The sequence below is a fragment of the Streptomyces sp. NPDC023723 genome, assembly GCF_040639815.1.
In the GTDB taxonomy this organism is placed as follows: domain Bacteria; phylum Actinomycetota; class Actinomycetes; order Streptomycetales; family Streptomycetaceae; genus Streptomyces.
Window position 1 is genome coordinate 413,656 of sequence record NZ_JBFAAP010000002.1, and the last position, 19,837, is coordinate 433,492.

The following is a 19,837-nucleotide window of genomic DNA, read 5'->3' on the forward strand; positions in this document are numbered from 1 at the left end:
CCGCCCTCCCCATCGAACCGAAGGACCACCATGTCAACCGTACTCATCACCGGTGCCGCCACCGGCATCGGCAACCTGACCGCGCGGGCCCTCGCCCGGACCGGGCACCGCGTCTACGCCTCGATGCGCGCCCCCGGCGCCCGCAATGCCGCCCGCGCCGCCGAACTGCGCCGCCTGGCCGCGGCCGAGCGGCTCGACCTGCACGTGGTCGAACTCGACGTCGCCTCCCAGGAGTCCGCCGACCGCGCGGTCGCCGAAGTACTCGACGACGCCGGAGCACTGGACGTCGTCATCCACAATGCCGGGCACCTGGTCACCGGCTATGTCGAGGCATTCACCGCCGAGGAGATCGCCAAGCTGATCGACGTCAACACCCTCGGCGTCCAGCGGCTCAACCGCGCCGCGCTGCCGCACCTGCGCGGGCAGGGCCGCGGCACCCTCCTCTACGTGGGCAGCACCATCCCGGTGACCACACCTCCGTTCCTCGGCCCGTACGTCGTGTCGAAGGCGGCGATGGACTCGCTGGCCCTGGTGACCTCCTACGAGGTGGCCCCGCTCGGCATCGAGACGGTGATCGTCATGCCGGGGGCCTTCACCCAGGGCACCGACCACTTCCCCAGCGCGGGACGGCCCGCGGACGCCACCGGCGTCGGCGCCGGCTACCGGACCCTGGACCCGCTGGTCGCCCGCAACGAGCAGGCCACCGAGAGTCTCTTCGCCCCGGGCACCCAGGCCGACCCCGCAGTGGTCGCCGAGGAGATCGCCAGGATCCTGTCGCTGCCCTTCGGCGAGCGCCCCTTCCGCAGCGTGGTGGACCTGACCCGCTCCATGGTCGAGCAGGCCAACTCCGCGGTGTTCGACGCCCGCTCGGACTTCGTGCGGCGGATGGGCTTCGAGGAGGTCCTGCACGTCGCCCACACGCCGCACGAAGTCCGGGACCGGCCCCGCATCACCTCCCCTTCCTCCCCGCAAATATCTATATAGACATAAAAAATACCTGTAAGAGCCCGTAAGGAAACGACGACATGACTGACAGTCAGCTGGACCACATCTCCGACCTGTTGCTGAACTCCCCGCTGGACCTGGGCGGCGACGTACCGAAGATGCGCCGCGTCTTCGACGAGATACTCGGCTCCGCGCCGCTGCCCGACGACGTCCGCACCCGGACCGTCGAGCTGGGCGCGGTGCCCGCCGTCGAGGTGCGGGCCGGTGCCACCGCGCCGGCCGCCGGCACCGTGCTGTACTTCCACGGCGGCGCCTACGCGCTCGGCTCCGCCGCCGCCGGCGTCGGCCTGGCCGCCGAGATCGCCCGGCGCACCGCGGCCACCGCCCTCTGCGTCGACTACCGGCTCGCCCCCGAACATCCCTTCCCGGCCGCCGTGGACGACGTCCTCGCCGCCTACCGGGCACTGCTCGACCAGGGCACCCCGGCCGGGTCGGTCGCGGTCGTCGGCGAGTCGGCCGGCGGCGGCCTCGCCCTCGCCCTGCTGCTGGCGGCCCGGGACGCGGGACTGCCGCAGCCCTCGTCCGCCACCGTCCTGTCGCCGTGGACGGACCTCACCCAGTCCGGCGGCAGCATGGCGACCCGGGCCGACGCGGATCCGGCGCTCACCCGGCAGGCCCTTGAGACCCGGGCCGCCGACTATCTCGCCGGCGCTGACCCGCGTACCCCGCTGGCCAGCCCGCTCCACGCCGATCTGCGCGGACTGCCGCCGCTGCTGATCCAGGCCGGTGGCCGGGAGATCCTGCTCGACGACGCCCTGCGGCTGGCCGCGCGGGCCGCCCACGCCGACGTCCCGGTCACCCTGCGGACCTTCCCCGGGGCGCCGCACGTCTTCCAGGGATTCGCCCCGGTCGTCGACGAGGCCGCGCGCGCCCTCGACCAGGCCGCCGCCTTCATCGGCAGCCGTCTCCGGCCGGAGGGAAGCGCGTGAAAGCCGTACGTTTCCACCGGTACGGAGACATCGACGTGCTCGGCGTGGAGGACGTCGAGGCGCGTCGGCTCGGTCCGCGGGACGTCCTGGTCCGGGTACGGGCCGCCGGGATCAACCCGGGCGAGGCCAAGATCCGCACCGGCGCCCTGCACGAGCGGTTCCCCGCGGTCTTCCCCTCCGGGCAGGGCAGCGATCTGGCCGGCACCGTCACCGCGACCGGGTCCGCGGTGACCGGCTGGGCGCCGGGGGCCCCGGTCCTCGGCTGGTCCTGGGAGCGCTCCAGCCACGCCGAGTACGTCGTCGTCCCGGAGGACCAGCTCGTCCGCAAACCCGACACGCTCCCCTGGGCCACCGCCGGCGCCCTCTACGTCGCGGGCAGTACCGCCTGGGCCGCGATCGCCGGCGTCGACCCGCGGGCCGGCGAGACCGTCGTGGTCAGCGGGGCCACCGGCGGGGTCGGCAGTCTCGCCGTCCAGCTCCTGCGCCTGCGCAGGGCGCACGTGGTCGCGATCGCCTCCGCGCGGCACCGGGACTGGCTGGAGTCCCAGGGCGCCTCCCTGGTCGGCTACGGCAGCGGGATCACCGAACGGCTCCGCCGGACGATCGAGGGCGACGGATCCGGGACCGCCCACGCCTTCCTCGACTTCCACGGCGGCGACTACGCCCGGATCGCGCTCACCCTGGGGGTGCTGCCCCGCCGGGTCAACACCCTCGACCACCGCGCCGCCGCCGCCCTCGGCACCCGGTCGCGGGGTAGTGCCGAGGGCACCGGTCAGGCGGTGCTGACCGAGCTGGCCGAGCTGGCGGCGACCGGCCGGATCGAGGTACCGGTCAGCCGGACCTATCCGCTGTCCGAGGTCCGGGCGGCCTTCGCCCACCTGGAACACGGCCATCCCCTCGGCAAGGTCGTCCTCCTGCCGCACCCCGCCTGCCACGAGTAGGCGAACCGGGGCCGAGCCGTGCCGTGCCGTGCCGTGCCGTCAGCAGCGGTGCCGGGACAACTGCCGCTGCCCCGGCCGGTCTTCGACGAAGGTGCTCGACGCGATCCGGGAGGCAGGCGTCCAAAGCCGTCCGTCTACGATCAACCGCCATGGACTGGCTGGAGCGGATCGCCGCGTTGCGGCAGTGGACCAGGAACGGGACCCGCGCGCCCCACAAGCCGCTGCTGCTCCTGTACGCCCTCGGCCGGTTCCAGCGGGACGTGGAGGGCGGACCTGGCGGCGGACACGGCGGCGTCCACGACGGCGGACGTGACGACGGACATGACGGCGGACTGCGGTACAGCGTGGTGGAGGGCGACCTCCAGCGGCTGCTGACCGAGTACGGGCCGCCGAACCGGACGACGCCCGCCTACCCCTTTCACCACCTGGTCAGCGACGGCGTGTGGGAGGTGCGGACCGACGACGGGACCGGCAGCCCGGGGAGCGGGGTGCGGGAACTGCGGGCCTCGGGGGCCACCGGCCGGCTCGCGCCGGAGCTGCGTGCGGCGCTGCGGAGCGAACCGCCCCTGCTCGGCGCGGTCGCGCGGCTGCTGCTGGACACGCACTTCCCGCCCTCCCTGCACACCGAGTTGTGCGAAGCCGTCGGCCTCGACCTGGAAGTGCTGGAGCCGCTGCCCGCGCGGCCGGCGCGCAGGCAGCGGGATCCGCGGCTGCGGGAGCGGGTGCTGACCGCCTACGAGTACCGGTGTGCCTTCTGCGGTTACGACGGCAGGATCGGCGCGGTACCGGTCGGCCTGGAGGCCGCGCACGTGCGCTGGTGGGCCTTCGACGGGCCCGACGACGTCGAGAACGGGCTGTGCCTGTGCTCGCTGCACCACAAGCTGTTCGACAAGGGGGTGCTCGGTGTGGGCGACGATCACCGCATCCTGGTCTCGCAGCGCTTCGTCGGCCACAGCCCCGCCGCCCGTACGCACGTCACAGCTCTCGCGGGCCGCCCGCTCATCGGCCCCCAGCCCGGGGCACGCCCCGTCGCCGCCGCGCACCGCGACTGGCACACCCGGCAGGTCTTCCACGGCGAGCCACGCCCGGCCGTGGCCGGCTGATCGCCGCGCCGCGAGGGGTCCCGCGGGTCACCAGCCGACCGGGACTTCGCGCAGGCCGCCGACCAGCAGGCCCTCCGTCTTGCGCAGTTCGGGGGCGGGGACCGCGAGGCGCAGGGTGGGTACGCGGGTGAGGAGGGTTTCCAGCACGACCTGGAGTTCGGTACGGGCCAGGGCCTGGCCGAGGCAGGAGTGCGGGCCGGCGCCGAAGGTCAGGTGCGGGTTGGGGGTGCGGGCGAGGTCCATGTCGGCGGCGCCGGCGAACGCCTGCTCGTCCCGGTTGGCGGCCGGCATGCTGCACACCACGGTGCTGCCCCCGGGCACGGTCCGGCCGTCGATCTCGATGTCCTCGCCGACATAACGTCGCAGGCCGAAGCCGAGGTTGGCGTCGAAGCGCAGCGACTCCTCGACGGCGCTGCGCACCAGCGCGGGGTCCGCCAGCAGCCGCTCCCAGCGGCGGCGGTCGGCGAGCAGCATGGCGACCATCTTGCCGATCATGTTGGCGGTGGTCTCGTGGCCGGCGACCAGCAGGCCCATGCCGGTGGCCACCAGTTCGGCGTCGCTCAGCCCGCCCCCGCCGTCGCCCTCGTCATCGCCCTCGCTCTCGTTCTCGCCTTCCGTGATGAGGGTGCCGAGGAGGTCGTCGGACGGTTCGGCGCGCTTGGCGGCGACGTGCCCGGACATGTAGGCGACGAACTCCTCGTGCGCGGTGCGGATCTCGTCGGCGGTGTAGCGGGTGACGCTGAGGAACGTGTCGGACCAGTGGGAGAAGCGGTCCCGGTCGTCGGCCGGGACGCCGAGCAGATCGCAGATGACGTAGACCGGCAGCGGAAAGCCGAGGCTCGCCCGCAGGTCGGCGGGGGCGCCCTGGGCGAGCATCGCGTCGATCAGGTCCTCGGCGAGGCGGGTCATGCCGGGGCGCAGCGCGGTCATCCGCTTGGCGGTGAAGTACTTGCCGACCCGGCGGCGCCAGCGCCGGTGCGGCTCGCCCCGGTCGGGCAGCGTGAGGGCGCTGCTCCCAGTGGCGGCGGCCCCGCCGACGCCGTCCGGGGCGATCCGGGCGGCGTTGTCCCGCTCGGTGGGGCGGACGAACCGGGGGTCGGACAGCAGGGCTTTGACGTCGTCGTAGCGGGTCAGATAGACCGCCGCGTCGCCGCTGGGCAGCTCGGCGTGGGCCACGGGGCAGCGGTCCCGCAGCCGGGCCCACTCGGCGGGGGGATCGAGCGGGGTGTCGGTGGACAGGGGCAGGCGTACGACCTGGTCGGCCATCGGGCGTCTCCTCGTGGAGGGGTGGGGGGAGTGCGCGAGGCGGAACTGGCGCGCCGCGTTCGGAGCGGAGATGCGTCACGGGGCGCCGTATGCACCGTACATCAAAAGTGCATGATGCACTTCCGATACGGGGTGCTTTAATCCTGTACTGTGCGGTTCTCCGGTACCGAGGAGGACGGCGTGGACGCACGGCAGGCAGGCGGCCACATCGAGCGTGAGCTGCTGATCCTCACCCGGCACCTGGAGCTGACCTCCCCGCGCCGCGTCCGCAGCGACGGCGACGCGCTCGACCGCAGCGCCTACGTCCTGCTCAGCCGCCTGGAAGCGCAGGGGCCGATGTCGGTGCCGGACCTCGTCGAGGCGTTCGGGCTGGCGCCGTCCACCTTCACCCGGCAGACCACGGCACTGCTCCGCGACGGCCTGGTGGAACGCACCCTGGACCCCAACGGCAGCGTCGCCCGCAAGTTCCGGATCACCGACGAGGGCCGCGCCCGGCTGCGCGCCGACCGGGACGCCATCGTGACCGGGCTTGCCGATGTCCTCGGCGACTGGCCTGCGGACCGGCTGACGCAGTTCATCGTGGACCTGGAGCGGTTCAACACCGACATCGAACAGCGCACCGGGCGGCCCTGGCCCCGGTGACGCGGATGCCCCGGGTGTTTACGGGTGCCTATGGAGTGTCAGGAAGGTCCTCATGCACGACGTCGGCGAGCACGCAGCTCACGTTGTCGGGACCGCCGCACCGGTTGGCCCGGTCGACGAGTTCGCGTACCGCCCGCTCCGGGTCGGCCGTCTCCGTGACGACCCGGCGGATCTCCGCCGTGGACAGCACGGTGGACAGACCGTCGGAGCAGAGCAGATACCGGTCCCCCGCCCGGACGTCGTGCAGCCGCAGGTCGGGCGCGGCCGTCCCGTTCAGCGGCAGGGCCCGCGCCAGCAGGGCGCGCTGGGGGTGCGAGGCCACCTCCTCCGGGCCGATGCGGCCCTCGTCGAGCAGCGCCTGCACCAGGGTGTGGTCGTGGGTGATGCGGAACAGGTCCCCGCCGCGCAGCAGGTAGGCCCGGGAATCCCCGATGTGCACGAGGGCCAGCCGCGAGCCGGTCCACAGCAGCGCGGTGAGCGTGGTGCCGGTCTCCGCCGGTACGGGGCTCTCCCCGGCGACGCCGCGCACGGCCCGGTCGGCCTGTTCGACGGCGTCCTGGAGGGCGTTGAGGAGATCGCCCGGCGCGACCGTACCCTTGCGGTCACCGGCGGCGTCGAGTCGCTTGAGCGCGTCCACCGCGGCGGCGCTCGCGGACCCGCCCCCGCTGCCGCATCCGTCGGCGACGGCCAGCAGGCGGGACCCGGCGTAGACGGTGTCCTGGTTGGTCTCGCGGACCAGACCGGTGTCGGAGAGCGCGGCGTAACGGAGCCCGAGGGTCCCGGTGTCGTGCGGCATGGCGGTGTCCTTTCCGGACAGGTGGTCGACGAGGAAGGCCGCGAGGTCCCGGCGCCCGGCGGTGTCGGCCTCGACCTGGTCCCAGTACGCGCGGATCTCCCGCGCCGCCTCGGCCGCCGGCAGCGCGCCGACCGCCCGGACCCGGGCCAGCGGCATGCCGAGCCGGCGGAGCCAGGCGACCAGCCGGGCCTGCTCCAACTGCTCCGGCGCGTAGTGCCGGTAGCCGGTGCCGGGGTCGACGCGGGCCGGGACCAGCAGACCGAGTTCGTCGTAGAGCCGCAGCGCCTTGGGCGACAGCCGGGACGCCTTCGCGAAGGCCCCGATGGTCAGCAGACCGGTCACCTCTGCCCCCTTCCTCCACCGGGCGCGGTGCCCGGCCGCGACGATCGTGCGGCCTGCCCCAAGGGGAAGGTCAACGGGCCGGAACCGGCGGGTGCCAGACGAAGATCTCGGTACTCGGTGCGCGGACGGCGAACAGCCCCGGCGCGGAGTGCTCCGCCAGCAGCCGGCGCAGGTCCGCCTCGAAGTCCGCGCGGCGCGGGCCGAACAGGTGCGGCGTGGAGAACGACATCGAGAAGACCTCGGCGACGGCGTCGTCCGACGTGCGCTCCAGTACGTTCCCGGCGGGTACGACATGACGGTCGGGCCCGGTGAACCCGGCCCGCGCGAACACCTCCGCCTCGCCGCCCGGCGTGCCCCGCGGCAGCGTGCCCCGCCCGGCCCGCCGGACCGGCCCGAGATACCGGGCGACCAGGTCCCGGATCTCCGTGTGCGGTACGGCGGGGTGCGCGAGGCCCTCCTCGCCGAAGGGTTCCGGTTCCGTCTTCAGGTCGGAGACGTGCAGCAGCACGCCCCCGGGCCGGAGCATGTCCCGTACGGTCGCCGCCACCCGGTCGCGGTCCATCCAGTGGAAGGACTGGGCGAAGACGGCGACGGTGAACGTGCCGAGCCCCGCGGGCAGTTCCTCGGCCCGCGCCCGCACCCACCGTGTCTTCCCGCCCACTCCGAGCCCGGCGGCCGCGCGCCCGGCCTCCTCGATCATCCCGGGGTCCGGGTCCACCCCGACGACCTCGCCGAACAGCGGCGCCAGCGGCAGCGCGAGGGTGCCCGGACCGCACCCCACGTCGAGCAGCCGCCCGCGCCCGTCGAGCCTCAGCGTCCCGGCGAGCGCGGCCACCAGACCGGGGGCGTACGGGAGCCGCCCGCGCCGGTAGTAGGCGGCGGCACCCGCGAACAGCGTCTCGTCCCACTCCCAGTCGGTCACCCCGTCGCCCCCGGCACGTCCCCGCCGCCCGTCACCGCGCGCCGCACGCTCTCCCGGAGCAGGGCGCGACGCCGCTCGTGCTCCCCGGGGGGCTCGTCGGCGGTCGCGGCGAACACGTTGCTCACCGGTGACCAGGCCATCGACATGGCGATGACCAGGGCCAGCAGGTCGAACGGGTCCCCGTCCCGCACCAGCCCCGCGGCCTGCGCCTCGGCGATGGCCCGCAGCTTGCCGTCGTCGAGACGGCGGCGTTCCTCGACCAGATGGCCCGCCGGCCGCCGCTCCAGCCGCACCCAGGTGGCCAGCCGGATGAGATCGGGCCTGCGCAGATACTCGTCGTAGAGCCGGACCGCCCAGTCGGCGAGGTCGGTCGCGTCGATCGGCACGACGTTCACGATCCGCTCCAGCGAACCGAGGAAGATCGCGTCGAAGAGCCCTTCCTTGTTGCCGAAGTAGGCGTAGAGCTGCGCCTTGTTGGTCTGCGCGGCGGCCACGATGCGCTCGACGCGCGCACCGGCGATGCCGTACTCGGCGAACTCCCGGGTCGCCACGTCGACGATGCGCTGGTACGTCGCGGCACCGCGCGCGTTCGTGGGTCGGACAGCCATACGCCGGACATTAGCAGACAGACCAGTCGGTTTACTTTTTGCCCGGGCCGGGCCTACGATCACCGCATCACACAAACAGACCGAACAGTCTGTTTGCTGTTCGGTCTGTTCGGGAGGAGCCCCTGTGACAACCACCACCGGCTGGCAAGTGGACGGCCCCGGCCGCACCCCCGGGGCCCGGCTGCGCCGGACCCGTCTCGAACGGCGCGACCCGCGCCCCGACGACCTCGCGGTCCGGGTGGACTACTGCGGTGTCTGCCACTCCGACCTGCACGCCATCGACGCCCACGACGGCGCGGACGCCAAACCCCTCGTGCCGGGCCACGAGTTCACCGGCACCGTCACCGCGACCGGCCCCGAGGTCACCCGCTTCGCCGTCGGCGACCGGGTCGCGGTCGGCAACATCGTCGACTCCTGCGGCACCTGCGCCATGTGCCGGGCCGGCCAGGAGAACTTCTGCCACTCCTTCCCGACGCTGACCTACGGCGGCACCGACCGGCACGACGGCTCGGTCACGCTCGGCGCGTACTCCCGGGCGTACGTGGTCCGCGAGACGTTCGCCCACGCCCTGCCCGCCGGTCTGGACCCGGCCGCCGCGGCCCCGCTGCTCTGCGCCGGCATCACCGTGTGGGAACCGCTGCGGGCACTCGGCGTGGGTCCCGGCAGCCGGGTCGCGGTGGCGGGGCTGGGCGGCCTCGGGCACCTCGCGGTCAAGCTGGCCGTGGCGCTCGGCGCCGAGACCTGGGTGATCAGCCGCTCACCGGACAAGGCGGCCGACGCCCGCCGGCTCGGCGCGGCCGGCCTGCTCGACGCCGGGGACCCGGCCGCGCTGGACGCGTCCCGCGACCGGTTCGACGTCGTGCTGGACACCGTCTCCGCGCCGCACGCCCTGGAGCCCTACCTGGGCCTGGTCGCCCTGGACGGGACGCTCAGCCTGCTCGGGCACCTCGGTCCGGTCACCGTCGCGGCCACCGCGCTGCTGGTGGGCCGCAAGAAGCTCGGCTCGGCGGGCAGCGGCGGACTGGCCGCGACCGCCGAGCTGCTGGAGTTCTGCGCGGCGCACGGCATCACCGCCGACATCGAACTGCTCCCCTCGGCCCGGCTGCCCGAGGCCCTGGGCCGCCTCCGCCGGGGCGACGTCCGCTACCGCTTCGTCCTGGACCTGTCCGACCTCGACCCGGATCTGTCCGACCTCGACCCGGACCCGACCGACCTCAGCCCGGAAGACCCGGCCAACCCGGAAAACCCGGCCGCCCCGGCCAACCCGGAAAACCCGGCCAACCCAGAACACCCGACCCGCAGCATCAGCCCCCCACAGTGAACCCAATCCCCGCCCCGCCCCCCTCCCGCCGGTAGGCGAACGGCGCCCCGCCGTGCGCCAGGGCCACCTCCCGCACGATGGACAGACCGAGCCCGGAGCCGGGGCGGGAGCGGGCGGCGGGGGCCCGGTAGAAGCGGTCGAAGACCCGGGTCAGGTCGTCGTCGGCGATGCCCGGCCCGCGGTCCAGAACCTCGACCCGGACGGTGCCGGGCCGGGCCGGGCCCGCGACGACGACCTCGATCGGGGCGACGCCGTCCGGATCGAACTTGGCGGCGTTCTCGACCAGGTTGGACAGCGCCCGGGTCAGCATGGCCGGCCGCCCCTCGGTACGGGTGTCGCCGCAGCTCCGCACCGTGATCTCGCGCCCGAGGCGGCGCCGGGCCAGGGCCGCCGCGTCGTGGGCGATCTCGGCGACGTCGACCCGCTGCGGCGGCTCGGTGTCCAGCTGGCCGGCCGCCAGGTCGACCAGCTCGTTGACCAGGTCGGTCAGCTCCCGGGCCTCCTGCCCGAGGTCCGCGACCAGTTCCTCGCGGGCGGCGGGCGGCAGCTCGTCGATCCGGCGCAGCAGCGAGATGTTGGTCCGCAGGGAGGTCAGCGGCGTACGGAGTTCATGGCCCGCGTCCTGCACCAGCCGCCGCTGGTCCTCCTCCGACTGGGCGAGCCGGCCCAGCATCCGGTCGAAGGCCCGGCCCAGCCGGCCCACCTCGTCCAGCCCGTTGACCGGCACCTGGATGCCGAGCCGGCGGGTGCGGGCGACGTCCTCGGCGGCCGAGGTCAGCGCCACCAGGCGCCAGGTGATGCGCCGGGCCAGCCACCAGCCGAACAGCCCGGCCGCGGCCACCACCACCGCCATCAGGATCAGCGACTGCCGCTGAAGCGCCCGCAGCAGGTCCTCGGTGTCGCTGAACTCCTGCGCCACCTGCACCGCGCCCCGCCCGCCGCCGAGCGCCACCGTCGCGATCCGGTACACGTCGTCGCCGACCTCGATGTCCTCGTGCTGCACCATCCGCCCGGCCGTCGACGCCCCGGCCGTCGCCCGGTCCGCGCCGGTCACCGGCAGCCGGGGCCGGGACGCGTCGGAGACCGCGCCGTCCGCCCCGAGCACCTGCACATCCGTCCGGGCCGGGCGCACGATGTCGTGCCCCGGCGCGGAGGACGAGAAGTCCGCCGGTGTCATCCGCTGCTGCCGGACCTCGTCCCGCAGGTCCTGCACGATCTGGTCGAAGACGGTCTCCTGGTCGACCCGGACCAGCCGGGCGGCGGCGCTGTACGACACCACCCCGACCAGCACCGCGACCACCGCCGTGAGGGTCGCGAACGACACCGCGAACGTGGCCCGCAGCGAGGTGAGCCGGGGCCGCCGCACGGACGCCGGCCGCGGTCGGTCGTCCTGGGCCACGGCTCAGCCCTCCCGCAGCACGTAACCCACGCCGCGCACCGTCTGGATCAGCTGCGGCGCGTCCGGCTCGTCGAGCTTGCGGCGCAGATAACCGACGTAGACGGCGAGGTTCTTGGAGCCGGGGCCGAAGTCGTAGCCCCAGATGCGGTCGTAGATGGTGGCGTGGTCGAGGACCACACCGGCGTTGCGGACCAGCAGTTCCAGCAGCTCGAACTCGGTCCGGGTCAGCTCCAGCTCCCGCTCCCCGCGCCAGGCCCGCCGGGCCCCCGGGTCCATCCGCAGCCCTACGGCCGCCAGGGCGGCGTCGGACACCGGCTTCGGCCCGTCGCCCGCGCCGGCCGGGGCGCCCGTACCGCCGCCTCCCGTCCGCCGCAGCAGGGCGCGCAGCCGGGCGAAGACCTCTTCGACGTCGAACGGCTTGACCACGTAGTCGTCGGCGCCCGCGTCCAGTCCCGCGATCCGGTCGGCGGTCTCCACCAGCGCCGTCAGCATCAGGATCGGGGTGGGATCGCCCTGGGCGCGCAGTGCCCGGCAGACCTGGAGGCCGTCGACGCCGGGCATCATCACGTCCAGCACCAGCACGTCGGGCCGTTCCCGGTGCGCCTCGGCGAGCGCCGCCGCCCCGTCGGCGACCGCGACGACCCGGTAGCCCTCCAGGGTGAGGGCGCGTTCCAGGGCGTTGCGGATGGCACGGTCGTCCTCGGCGAGCAGGACCGTCTGGGGCGTCGGGGCCGGCTGGGAGGTCTGAGCTGTCTGGGAGGGCACCCGCCCAGTCTGCCAAGCCGGCGCGCGGCGCACCGGGGCATGAGCCCCGGTGACCTCGCTTCTTACCGCTTCCTCACTCGGCCGCCCGCAGTGCGGCGAGCCGCTGCTCGAACGGCAGGACCTCCTCGAACGAGTCCCGCCCGGACCGCGGCCGGGCGGCGGCCGCCAGCCCGCTCACCAGCGCCGCCAGCTCACCCCCCGCCCGCTCGATCCGCGCGTCCAGCCCCTCGGCGCCCCAGTCCTCGGCGGCGGCGTACACCCCGGTCGGGACGACGACCGCCTTCAGGTGGGCGAAGAGCGGCCGCAGCGCGTGGTCGAGGACCAGGGAGTGCCGGCCGGTGCCGCCGGTCGCGGCGATCAGCACCGGCTTGCCGCTCAGCGCGTCGGGCTCACCGCCGCTCAGCGCGTCGAAGAACGACTTGAACAGCCCGCTGTACGAGGCGGAGAACACCGGCGTGACCACGATCAGCCCGTCCGCCCCGGCCACCGCCGCGAACACCTCGGCCAGCTCCGGCTCGGGGAACCCGCTGGTGAAGGTGTGCGCGATCGGCACCGCGAGGTCCCGCAGCTCGACCACCCGGACGACGTCGGCCGAGGCGTCCCCGGCGGCGGCGGTGGCAGTGGCGGCGGCGGCCAGCCGGTCGCCCAGCAGCCGGGTGGCGGACGGGACGCTCAGTCCCGCGGAGACGACGACGAGCTTCATGACGAGGTCACCCTTTCCTTGGCGGCGAGCAGCGAGGCGTGGGTCGGCGCGTCCGGCACCTCGGCCGCCCGGTCCTTGGCGAACTCCTTGCGCAGCACCGGCACGACCTCCTCGCCGAGCAGGTCGAGCTGCTCCAGGACGGTCTTCAGCGGCAGCCCGGCGTGGTCCATCAGGAACAGCTGACGCTGGTAGTCACCGGCGTACTCGCGGAAGGCGAGCGTCTTCTCGATCACCTGCTGCGGGGAGCCGACGGTCAGCGGGGTCTGCGCGGTGAACTCCTCCAGCGACGGCCCGTGCCCGTAGACCGGGGCGACGTCGAAGTACGGCCGGAACTCGCGCACCGCGTCCTGGCTGTTCCGCCGCATGAAGACCTGCCCGCCGAGGCCGACGATCGCCTGCTCGGGGGTGCCGTGCCCGTAGTGGGCGTAGCGGTCGCGGTACAGCTCGATCATCTGCTTGGTGTGGTCGGCCGGCCAGAAGATGTTGTTGTGGAAGAAGCCGTCGCCGTAGTACGCGGCCTGCTCGGCGATCTCCGGGGAGCGGATGGAGCCGTGCCAGACGAACGGCGGCACCCCGTCCAGCGGGCGCGGCGTGGACGTGAACTGCTGGAGCGGCGTGCGGAACTTGCCCTTCCAGGTCACCACGTCCTCGCGCCACAGGCGGTGCAGCAGGGCGTAGTTCTCGACGGCCAGGTTGATCCCCTCGCGGATGTCCTTGCCGAACCACGGATACACCGGGCCGGTGTTCCCGCGCCCCATCATGAGGTCCGTCCGGCCGTCGGCCAGGTGCTGGAGCATCGCGAAGTCCTCGGCGATCTTCACCGGGTCGTTGGTGGTGATCAGCGTGGTGGACGTGGAGAGGATCAGCCGCTCGGTGCGGGCCGCGATGTAGCCGAGCATGGTCGTCGGCGAGGACGGCACGAACGGCGGGTTGTGGTGCTCACCGGTCGCGAAGACGTCCAGGCCGACTTCCTCGGCCTTCAGCGCGATGGCGACCATGGCCTTGATGCGCTCACGCTCGGTAGGCGTCCGGCCGGTGGTCGGGTCGGGGGTGACATCGCCGACGGTGAAGATGCCGAACTGCATGGCCGCTCAACCTCCAAGTTGTTGACCGTTCAACTATAGCCTTGCAACGAGGGGCCGCGTGCCGTTATTCCAGAGGCGCCGCATGCCGACATTCCAGAGGGGCCGCATGCCGACATGCCCGTGCGCCGATGCGAAGCTGCGCGCATGCTGCTGATCGTCCGCTCCGCCGCCCTGTTCGTCCTCGCCGCGCTGTTCGAGATCGGCGGCGCCTGGCTGGTCTGGCAGGGCGTACGGGAGCAGCGCGGCTGGCTGTGGGCGGCGGGCGGCGTGCTCGCCCTGGGCGCGTACGGATTCGTCGCCACCTTCCAGCCCGACGCCCACTTCGGCCGCGTCCTCGCCGCGTACGGCGGCGTCTTCGTGGCCGGCTCGATCCTGTGGGGCATGGCGGCGGACGGCTACCGCCCGGACCGCTGGGACATCGCGGGGGCGGTGGTCTGCCTGGCCGGCATGGCGTTGATCATGTACGCCCCGAGGGGCGACTGACCGGTACCTCTTCGGAACAGCGCCCCCTCTATCCTGATCAGAACCCGCCGCGCCCGAGGAGCCCCGCATGACCTCCGCCTCTCCCAAGCCCCCCATCGCGATCGTCACGGGAGCCAGCAGCGGCATCGGCGCCGCCACCGCCCGCCGGCTCGCCGCCGCGGGCCACCGCGTCGTCCTCACCGCCCGCCGCAAGGACCGCGTCGAGGCGCTGGCCGAGGAGATCCGGGCCGCCGGCCACCAGGCGACCGCCTACCCGCTCGACGTCACCGACCGCGCCGCCGTCGACGAGTTCGCGTCGGCGTTCAAGACGATCGGCGTCCTGGTCAACAACGCCGGCGGGGCCCTCGGCGCCGACCCGGTCGCCACCGGCGACCCGGACGACTGGCGCCGCATGTACGAGACGAACGTCATCGGCACCCTCAACCTCACCCAGGCCCTGCTGCCCAAGCTGGAGGCGAGCGGCGACGGCACGATCGTGGTCGTCTCCTCCACCGCCGGGCACGCCACCTACGAGGGCGGCGCCGGCTACGTCGCCGCCAAGCACGGCGCGCACGTGCTGGCCGAGACACTCCGCCTGGAGATCGTCGGCCGCCCGGTGCGGGTCGTCGAGATCGCCCCCGGCATGGTCAAGACCGAGGAGTTCGCCCTGACCCGCTTCAACGGTGACGCGGAGAAGGCCGCCAAGGTCTACCAGGGCGTGGCCGAGCCGCTGACCGCCGACGACGTGGCCGACACCATCACCTGGGCGGTCACCCGTCCCGCCCACGTCAACATCGACCTCCTGATCGTCCGCCCCCGCGCCCAGGCGTCGAACAGCAAGGTGCACCGGGAGGGCTGAGGCGCCCCCGGCGTCAGCCCTTCACGCACACGACCTGCTTCAGCCGGGCCACCACCGCCACGAGGTCCCGCTGCTGGTCGATGACCTGCTCGATCGGCTTGTACGCGCCCGGGATCTCGTCCACCACACCGGAGTCCTTGCGGCACTCCACGCCCCGCGTCTGCTCCTCCAGGTCCTTGGTCGAGAACCGGCGCTTGGCCGCGTTGCGGCTCATCCGCCGGCCGGCGCCGTGCGAGGCCGAGTTGAAGGACTTGTCGTTCCCGAGCCCCTGCACGATGTACGACCCGGTACCCATCGACCCCGGGATGATCCCGTAGTCCCCGCTGCCCGCGCGGATCGCACCCTTGCGGGTCACCAGCAGGTCCATCCCCTCGTACCGCTCCTCGGCCACGTAGTTGTGGTGGCACGAGATCTCCTGCTCGAAGACCGGCTTCGCCTTCCGGAACTCCGCCCGGATCACGTCCTTCAGCAGCGCCATCATGATCGAGCGGTTGTACTTCGCGTACTCCTGCGCCCAGAACAGATCGTTGCGGTACGCCGCCATCTGCGGCGTGTCCGCCACGAACACCGCCAGGTCGCGGTCGACCAGGCCCTGGTTGTGCGGCAGCCGCTGGGCGATGCCGATGTGGTGCTCGGCCAGTTCCTTGCCGATGTTCCGGGACCCGGAGTGCAGCATCAGCCAGACCGCACCGGTCGAATCCGTGCACACCTCGACAAAATGGTTGCCGCCGCCAAGCGTTCCCATCTGCTTCCCGGCCCGCTCCTGACGGAATTTGACCGCGTCCGCCACTCCGTCGAACCGCCCCCAGAAGTCGTCCCAGCCGCCCGTGCCGAACCCGTGCAGCCGCCCCGGATCCACCGGATCGTCATGCATCCCCCGCCCGACCGGGATCACCTGCTCGATCCGCGACCGCAGCCGGGACAGGTCCCCCGGCAGATCGTTCGCGGTCAGGGAGGTCCGCACCGCCGACATCCCGCAGCCGATGTCCACCCCCACCGCCGCCGGGCACACCGCGCCCCGCATGGCGATCACCGACCCGACGGTCGCGCCCTTGCCGTAGTGCACGTCCGGCATCACGGCCAGGCCCTCGATCCAGGGCAGCGTCGCGACGTTCCGGAGCTGCTGCATCGCACCGCTCTCGACCGTCGCCGGGTCGGCCCACATCCGGATCGGCACCTTCGCGCCCGGCACTTCCACGTACGACATAACTTCCCCATCCCCCTGAAAAACGACAAAAGTCAGAAAGCGCAAAAACCGTAGCCAGTAGCAACGAAAGGGATCTCGGACCGGCGTCCGCGGCAGCGCGTGCGATAGACATTGTCCCCAGCACCCACCCCCGCGCGGCAAGCGATTAACCAGCGGGGACACTGAAGGCCGCATCACCCGGCCCACCGTCGAGAGGAGCCTGACCGTGCAGCGGAAGGCGTACGTATCCGGCGCCGCCGCCCTCCTCGCGGCGCTGCTGGCCGGCTGCACCGGCGGCTCGGACGGCGGTACGACCGACGACTCCAACCCCGGCGGCTCCGGCGCCACCTCGGCCGCGGCCCAGCCCGGCAAGTACCGCACCCTCCCGGAACCCTGCTCGGCGGTCGGCGAGGAGTCCCTCGACTCCCTGCTGCCCGGCATCCGGCAGCTCACCGACGAGGACCAGCGCGCGAAGGCGTACGAGGGCGAGGCGACGATCACCTACGACAACGACCGCAAGGTCGGCTGCGGCTGGAAGGTCGACTCGGCGACCGCCACGGACCATCTGCTCGTCGACTTCGAGCGCGTGGTCTCCTACGACAACGCGGTCAGCGACGACAGCCAGGCCGAGGAGCTGTTCGCGACCAAGGAGGAGGCCGCGGACCTGCCCGAACCGACCGCGACCGAGACCCGGTCGGCCCCGGAGAGCACCTCCCCCTCCGCGTCGTCCTCCGCGTCCCCCTCCACCACCGCCACCTCCTCGGCCTCCGACTCCGCCGACGCCTCCTCGGACGGCTCCGCCGACGCATCCTCCGACGCCACCCCCACCGATCTCCAGCCCCGGCTGCTGGACGGACTGGGCGACGAGGCGTTCCTCGACGACGAGCTGAGCAGCTCGGGTTCGACCGCGCAGCGGCGCACGGTGACTGTGGCGTTCCGCACGTCCAACGTCATCGTGACCATCGAGTACGCGGAGCAGCCGGCCGTGGTCGGGGTCGAGCCGGACAGCAAGGAAATGCAGGACAAGGCCCGGAAACTGGCCGCCCGGCTGGCCGATTCGCTCGGCGGCTGACGCCTGTTCGGCGCCGGCCGCGCGCGTTTGTGAAGCTTCCGAAGAGGGAACGCGCGGTTTCCGCACCGCGTACGGTGGCCCACCGGACCGTCCCAGACCTGAGTGAAGGAACCATGCAGCGACGAGTGCAGCGAGACCAGCGTGCCCGACAGGCGAAGCGTCCGAGCCGTGTCCTTGTCGGCGCGGCCGTCCTCCCCGTGATCGTGTTCGCCGCGGGCTGCTCCTCCGACTCCGGCTCCGACGAGGGCGAATCCAAGACCGGGGACAGCGCCTCGGCCTCCGCGTCGGCGACCGCGAGCCCGTCCCCGACGGTGCAGGCGGCGGCGTACGGGAAGCTGCCGGAGCCGTGCGACGTGCTGGCGAAGAAGACGCTGAAGGAACTGGTGCCGAAGGCCAAGTCCGGCAAGGAGGGCTCGTCCTCCGACACCGCGACGCGCGGCAGTTGCTCCTGGGACAGCCTGGAGAGCAACGGTGTCAAGGGCTCGCAGTTCCGCTGGCTGAACGTCTCGCTGCTGCGCTTCGAGTCCGACACCGCGCGCGGCGAGGGCGACGACCTGGCGCACGACTACCTCGTCAAGCAGCTCAAGGACGCGCAGGCCACGGACGGCGCGAAGAGCGCGCAGGTGGACCCGTTCGCGGGCGCGGGCGACGAGGCGCAGCTCGTGCAGTACCAGCTGAAGAAGAAGGAAGGCACCTTCAAGCAGCAGACCGCCGTCGCCCGCGTCGAGAACGTCGTCGTCACCATCGACTACAACGGGGCCGGCCTGGCCGGCGACGCGTCCCCGGACGCCAAGGGCCTGGTGACGGACGCGAAGCGGGCGGCCAAGGAGGCGGTGGCCGCGGTGTCGGCCGCCAACGGCGCCGACACCTCGGCGAGCCCGTCCTCCTCGTCCTCCTCCTCGTCCTCGAAGTCGAGCGACGCCCCGGACGACAAGAGCACCTCGACCGCGAAGTCGTCCAAGACGGCGAAGACGACGTCGCACAAGAGCTGACGGAGCTGACGGAGACCCGACAAACCGCCCTTCTCCCACCGGCCACCCGCCCTCCCGCACACATGTGCCACTCTGTAGCGCGCAACAACAGGCACTGGGAGGGGAGTACGGGTGGCCGGGCCACTTCAGCTGACACGGATGCATCGCGTTCTCATCGGAGTCGTCGTCTCCGGTGCGGTCGTCATCGCGGGCATCGGTTTCGCCGGCTCCTACGCCGCCGTCCTCGACCTGGCCATGCAGAAGGGCTTCGGGAAGTTCAGCTACGTCTTCCCGATCGGCATCGACGCGGGCATCTGCGTCCTGCTCGCCCTCGACCTGCTGCTGACCTGGATCCGCATACCGTTCCCGCTGCTGCGCCAGACGGCGTGGCTGCTGACGGCGGCGACGATCGCGTTCAACGGCGCGGCGGCCTGGCCGGACCCGCTGGGCGTCGGCATGCACGCGGTGATCCCGATCCTGTTCGTGGTCTCCGTCGAGGCCGCCCGGCACGCGATCGGCCGGATCGCGGACATCACCGCCGACAAGCACATGGAGGGCGTCCGCCTCACCCGCTGGCTGCTCTCCCCGCTGCCCACCTTCCTGCTGTGGCGCCGCATGAAGCTGTGGGAGCTGCGTTCCTACGAGCAGGTCATCAAGCTGGAGCAGGAACGCCTGGTCTACCAGGCCCGGCTCCGCTCCCGCTTCGGCCGCGCCTGGCGCCGCAAGGCCCCGGTCGAGTCCCTGATGCCCCTGCGCCTCGCGCGGTACGGCGTCCCGCTGGCGGAGACGGCCCCCTCGGGCCTGGCCGCGGCGGGCATCGAACCGGCCCTGCTGCCCCCGGCACCCCCGCAGCAGCAGTCCCCGCAGTCGCAGTCGCAGTCCCAGTCGCAGTCCCAGGCGGTGCAGCCGGCCCCGGCCGCCGAACAGCGCCGCCAGCTCGCCGGACCACCCGGACCGCTCGGACCGCCCGGACCGGACCAGCAGCGGCCGCCGGTGGTGGACGAGAGCAGCCCGTGGTTCAAGGCCCCGCGGCAGGTGGAGTACCAGGGCGGCTACGACCCGGCGTACGACCCGGCCGAGCAGTACGCCCAGTGGTACGAGGAGCAGCAGCAGGCGGAGGAGTACCGGGACCAGTACGAGGAGGAGCCGCCGCCGCTCGAGCCGTCCCCGGAGGAGACCGGCAGCTTCCCCATCCCGGTGTCGCCGGGCCGCACCCGCGAGCTGGGCGAGGGCGGCGGCACCCCGGCCGCCGAGCCGGACGAGGACGACTACTACCAGGTCTTCCGCAAGTCGGTGCCCGGCGGCGGCTATCCGACGCCCCGTGAGTTCGGCGAGAACGTGGAGGCCGAGTTCGGCACCGCGCTCCCCCCGGACGAGGCCAAACGCATGGTCGCCCGCTTCACCAACCGCTACAACGCGGAACTGGAAGAGGACCACATCGCGTAACCCCGGCCGGTCCC

Annotated in this window: 20 protein-coding genes; 11 read left to right on the forward strand and 9 right to left on the reverse strand. The window is 73.0% G+C overall.

The genetic code is table 11. The features are described from left to right. Nucleotides 1-30 precede the first annotated feature (30 nt). The 4 genes from AB0G32_RS04750 (at nt 31) to AB0G32_RS04765 (ending at nt 3,978) form a co-directional block, all read left to right on the forward strand. Nucleotides 31-984, forward strand: a complete 954-nt coding sequence (locus tag AB0G32_RS04750) for an SDR family NAD(P)-dependent oxidoreductase (RefSeq protein ID WP_361158052.1) — start codon at nt 31-33, stop codon at nt 982-984. A 41-nt stretch (nt 985-1,025) separates the two neighbouring features. Then, on the forward strand, nt 1,026-1,934 hold the full coding sequence (locus AB0G32_RS04755; RefSeq protein WP_361158055.1) for an alpha/beta hydrolase fold domain-containing protein: 909 nt from the start codon (nt 1,026-1,028) through the stop codon (nt 1,932-1,934). Continuing rightward, on the forward strand, nt 1,931-2,875 hold the full coding sequence (locus tag AB0G32_RS04760; RefSeq protein ID WP_361158058.1) for an NADP-dependent oxidoreductase: 945 nt from the start codon (nt 1,931-1,933) through the stop codon (nt 2,873-2,875). The genes AB0G32_RS04755 and AB0G32_RS04760 overlap by 4 nt, the downstream gene beginning before the upstream one ends. Nucleotides 2,876-3,024: 149 nt before the next feature. Continuing rightward, the gene (locus tag AB0G32_RS04765; RefSeq protein WP_361158061.1) at nt 3,025-3,978 is read left to right on the forward strand and encodes a phosphorothioated DNA-binding restriction endonuclease; all 954 of its coding nucleotides are present in this window, start codon (nt 3,025-3,027) and stop codon (nt 3,976-3,978) included. 27 nt (nt 3,979-4,005) lie between these two features. On the opposite strand, the gene AB0G32_RS04770 is transcribed toward AB0G32_RS04765, so the two are convergent. Continuing rightward, nucleotides 4,006-5,244: a cytochrome P450 gene (locus AB0G32_RS04770; RefSeq protein WP_361158064.1), complete on the reverse strand. Its 1,239-nt coding sequence runs from the start codon at nt 5,242-5,244 to the stop codon at nt 4,006-4,008. A gap of 180 nt (nt 5,245-5,424) precedes the next feature. On the opposite strand from AB0G32_RS04770, the gene AB0G32_RS04775 reads away from it, so the two are divergent. Continuing rightward, a complete protein-coding gene (locus tag AB0G32_RS04775; protein WP_361158067.1) occupies nt 5,425-5,886 on the forward strand; it encodes a MarR family transcriptional regulator in 462 nt (153 codons plus the stop codon). 28 nt (nt 5,887-5,914) lie between these two features. Here the strand turns inward: AB0G32_RS04775 and AB0G32_RS04780 are convergent, their stop codons facing one another. From AB0G32_RS04780 to AB0G32_RS04790, 3 genes are all read right to left on the reverse strand, one after another. Beyond that, nucleotides 5,915-7,024 (reverse strand): MerR family transcriptional regulator, encoded by a 1,110-nt coding sequence (locus AB0G32_RS04780; protein WP_361158070.1) that lies wholly within the window; start codon nt 7,022-7,024, stop codon nt 5,915-5,917. A gap of 70 nt (nt 7,025-7,094) precedes the next feature. Then, nucleotides 7,095-7,946: a class I SAM-dependent methyltransferase gene (locus AB0G32_RS04785; protein ID WP_361158073.1), complete on the reverse strand. Its 852-nt coding sequence runs from the start codon at nt 7,944-7,946 to the stop codon at nt 7,095-7,097. Further along, nucleotides 7,943-8,554: a TetR family transcriptional regulator gene (locus AB0G32_RS04790; protein WP_361158076.1), complete on the reverse strand. Its 612-nt coding sequence runs from the start codon at nt 8,552-8,554 to the stop codon at nt 7,943-7,945. The genes AB0G32_RS04785 and AB0G32_RS04790 overlap by 4 nt, the downstream gene beginning before the upstream one ends. A 124-nt stretch (nt 8,555-8,678) precedes the next feature. On the opposite strand from AB0G32_RS04790, the gene AB0G32_RS04795 reads away from it, so the two are divergent. Further along, nucleotides 8,679-9,875: an NAD(P)-dependent alcohol dehydrogenase gene (locus AB0G32_RS04795; RefSeq protein WP_361158079.1), complete on the forward strand. Its 1,197-nt coding sequence runs from the start codon at nt 8,679-8,681 to the stop codon at nt 9,873-9,875. Here AB0G32_RS04795 and AB0G32_RS04800 read toward each other — a convergent pair. The 4 genes from AB0G32_RS04800 to AB0G32_RS04815 all read right to left on the reverse strand — a co-directional run bounded on the left by AB0G32_RS04800 (nt 9,859) and on the right by AB0G32_RS04815 (nt 13,827). Beyond that, entirely contained in the window at nt 9,859-11,274 is a 1,416-nt protein-coding gene (locus AB0G32_RS04800) for a HAMP domain-containing sensor histidine kinase (protein ID WP_361158082.1), read from the reverse strand. The two genes, AB0G32_RS04795 and AB0G32_RS04800, sit on opposite strands and share 17 nt — an antisense overlap. 3 nt (nt 11,275-11,277) lie before the next feature. Next, a complete protein-coding gene (locus AB0G32_RS04805; RefSeq protein WP_361158085.1) occupies nt 11,278-12,039 on the reverse strand; it encodes a response regulator transcription factor in 762 nt (253 codons plus the stop codon). Nucleotides 12,040-12,112: 73 nt separating this feature from the next. Next, nucleotides 12,113-12,742 (reverse strand): CE1759 family FMN reductase, encoded by a 630-nt coding sequence (locus tag AB0G32_RS04810; RefSeq protein ID WP_361158088.1) that lies wholly within the window; start codon nt 12,740-12,742, stop codon nt 12,113-12,115. Beyond that, nucleotides 12,739-13,827 carry an LLM class flavin-dependent oxidoreductase gene (locus AB0G32_RS04815; RefSeq protein ID WP_361158091.1) on the reverse strand — a complete coding sequence of 363 codons (1,089 nt, stop codon included), beginning with the start codon at nt 13,825-13,827 and terminating at the stop codon, nt 12,739-12,741. The genes AB0G32_RS04810 and AB0G32_RS04815 overlap by 4 nt, the downstream gene beginning before the upstream one ends. 147 nt (nt 13,828-13,974) lie before the next feature. Between AB0G32_RS04815 and AB0G32_RS04820 the strand changes: the two genes are divergently transcribed. Both AB0G32_RS04820 and AB0G32_RS04825 read left to right on the forward strand, forming a co-directional pair. Beyond that, nucleotides 13,975-14,310, forward strand: a complete 336-nt coding sequence (locus AB0G32_RS04820) for a YnfA family protein (protein WP_361158253.1) — start codon at nt 13,975-13,977, stop codon at nt 14,308-14,310. Nucleotides 14,311-14,377: 67 nt separating this feature from the next. Beyond that, nucleotides 14,378-15,148: an SDR family NAD(P)-dependent oxidoreductase gene (locus AB0G32_RS04825; RefSeq protein WP_361158094.1), complete on the forward strand. Its 771-nt coding sequence runs from the start codon at nt 14,378-14,380 to the stop codon at nt 15,146-15,148. Nucleotides 15,149-15,161: 13 nt separating this feature from the next. Here AB0G32_RS04825 and AB0G32_RS04830 read toward each other — a convergent pair whose 3' ends face one another. Then, a complete protein-coding gene (locus AB0G32_RS04830) occupies nt 15,162-16,355 on the reverse strand; it encodes an RtcB family protein (protein ID WP_361158097.1) in 1,194 nt (397 codons plus the stop codon). A gap of 205 nt (nt 16,356-16,560) precedes the next feature. On the opposite strand from AB0G32_RS04830, the gene AB0G32_RS04835 reads away from it, so the two are divergent. The 3 genes from AB0G32_RS04835 to AB0G32_RS04845 all read left to right on the forward strand — a co-directional run bounded on the left by AB0G32_RS04835 (nt 16,561) and on the right by AB0G32_RS04845 (nt 19,823). Continuing rightward, nucleotides 16,561-17,406 (forward strand): DUF3558 domain-containing protein, encoded by an 846-nt coding sequence (locus AB0G32_RS04835; RefSeq protein ID WP_361158100.1) that lies wholly within the window; start codon nt 16,561-16,563, stop codon nt 17,404-17,406. Nucleotides 17,407-17,519: 113 nt separating this feature from the next. Beyond that, complete coding sequence (locus AB0G32_RS04840) at nt 17,520-18,398, forward strand: DUF3558 family protein (protein WP_361158102.1); 879 nt, start codon at nt 17,520-17,522, stop codon at nt 18,396-18,398. Between the two features lie 138 nt (nt 18,399-18,536). After that, the gene (locus AB0G32_RS04845) at nt 18,537-19,823 is read left to right on the forward strand and encodes a DUF2637 domain-containing protein (RefSeq protein WP_361158104.1); all 1,287 of its coding nucleotides are present in this window, start codon (nt 18,537-18,539) and stop codon (nt 19,821-19,823) included. The last annotated feature ends 14 nt before the right edge of the window (nt 19,824-19,837 follow it).

Excerpts from the sequence above, each read along its gene's own strand:
- AB0G32_RS04810 (WP_361158088.1), bottom strand. The coding sequence starts at position 12,742 with ATGAAGCTCGTCGTCGTCTCCGCGGGACTGAGCGTCCCGTCCGCCACC.
- AB0G32_RS04815 (WP_361158091.1), bottom strand. The coding sequence starts at position 13,827 with ATGCAGTTCGGCATCTTCACCGTCGGCGATGTCACCCCCGACCCGACC.
- AB0G32_RS04765 (WP_361158061.1), top strand. The coding sequence starts at position 3,025 with ATGGACTGGCTGGAGCGGATCGCCGCGTTGCGGCAGTGGACCAGGAAC.
- AB0G32_RS04755 (WP_361158055.1), top strand. The coding sequence starts at position 1,026 with ATGACTGACAGTCAGCTGGACCACATCTCCGACCTGTTGCTGAACTCC.
- AB0G32_RS04790 (WP_361158076.1), bottom strand. The coding sequence starts at position 8,554 with ATGGCTGTCCGACCCACGAACGCGCGCGGTGCCGCGACGTACCAGCGC.
- AB0G32_RS04770 (WP_361158064.1), bottom strand. The coding sequence starts at position 5,244 with ATGGCCGACCAGGTCGTACGCCTGCCCCTGTCCACCGACACCCCGCTC.
- AB0G32_RS04845 (WP_361158104.1), top strand. The coding sequence starts at position 18,537 with ATGCATCGCGTTCTCATCGGAGTCGTCGTCTCCGGTGCGGTCGTCATC.
- AB0G32_RS04830 (WP_361158097.1), bottom strand. The coding sequence starts at position 16,355 with ATGTCGTACGTGGAAGTGCCGGGCGCGAAGGTGCCGATCCGGATGTGG.
- AB0G32_RS04825 (WP_361158094.1), top strand. The coding sequence starts at position 14,378 with ATGACCTCCGCCTCTCCCAAGCCCCCCATCGCGATCGTCACGGGAGCC.
- AB0G32_RS04840 (WP_361158102.1), top strand. The coding sequence starts at position 17,520 with ATGCAGCGACGAGTGCAGCGAGACCAGCGTGCCCGACAGGCGAAGCGT.
- AB0G32_RS04750 (WP_361158052.1), top strand. The coding sequence starts at position 31 with ATGTCAACCGTACTCATCACCGGTGCCGCCACCGGCATCGGCAACCTG.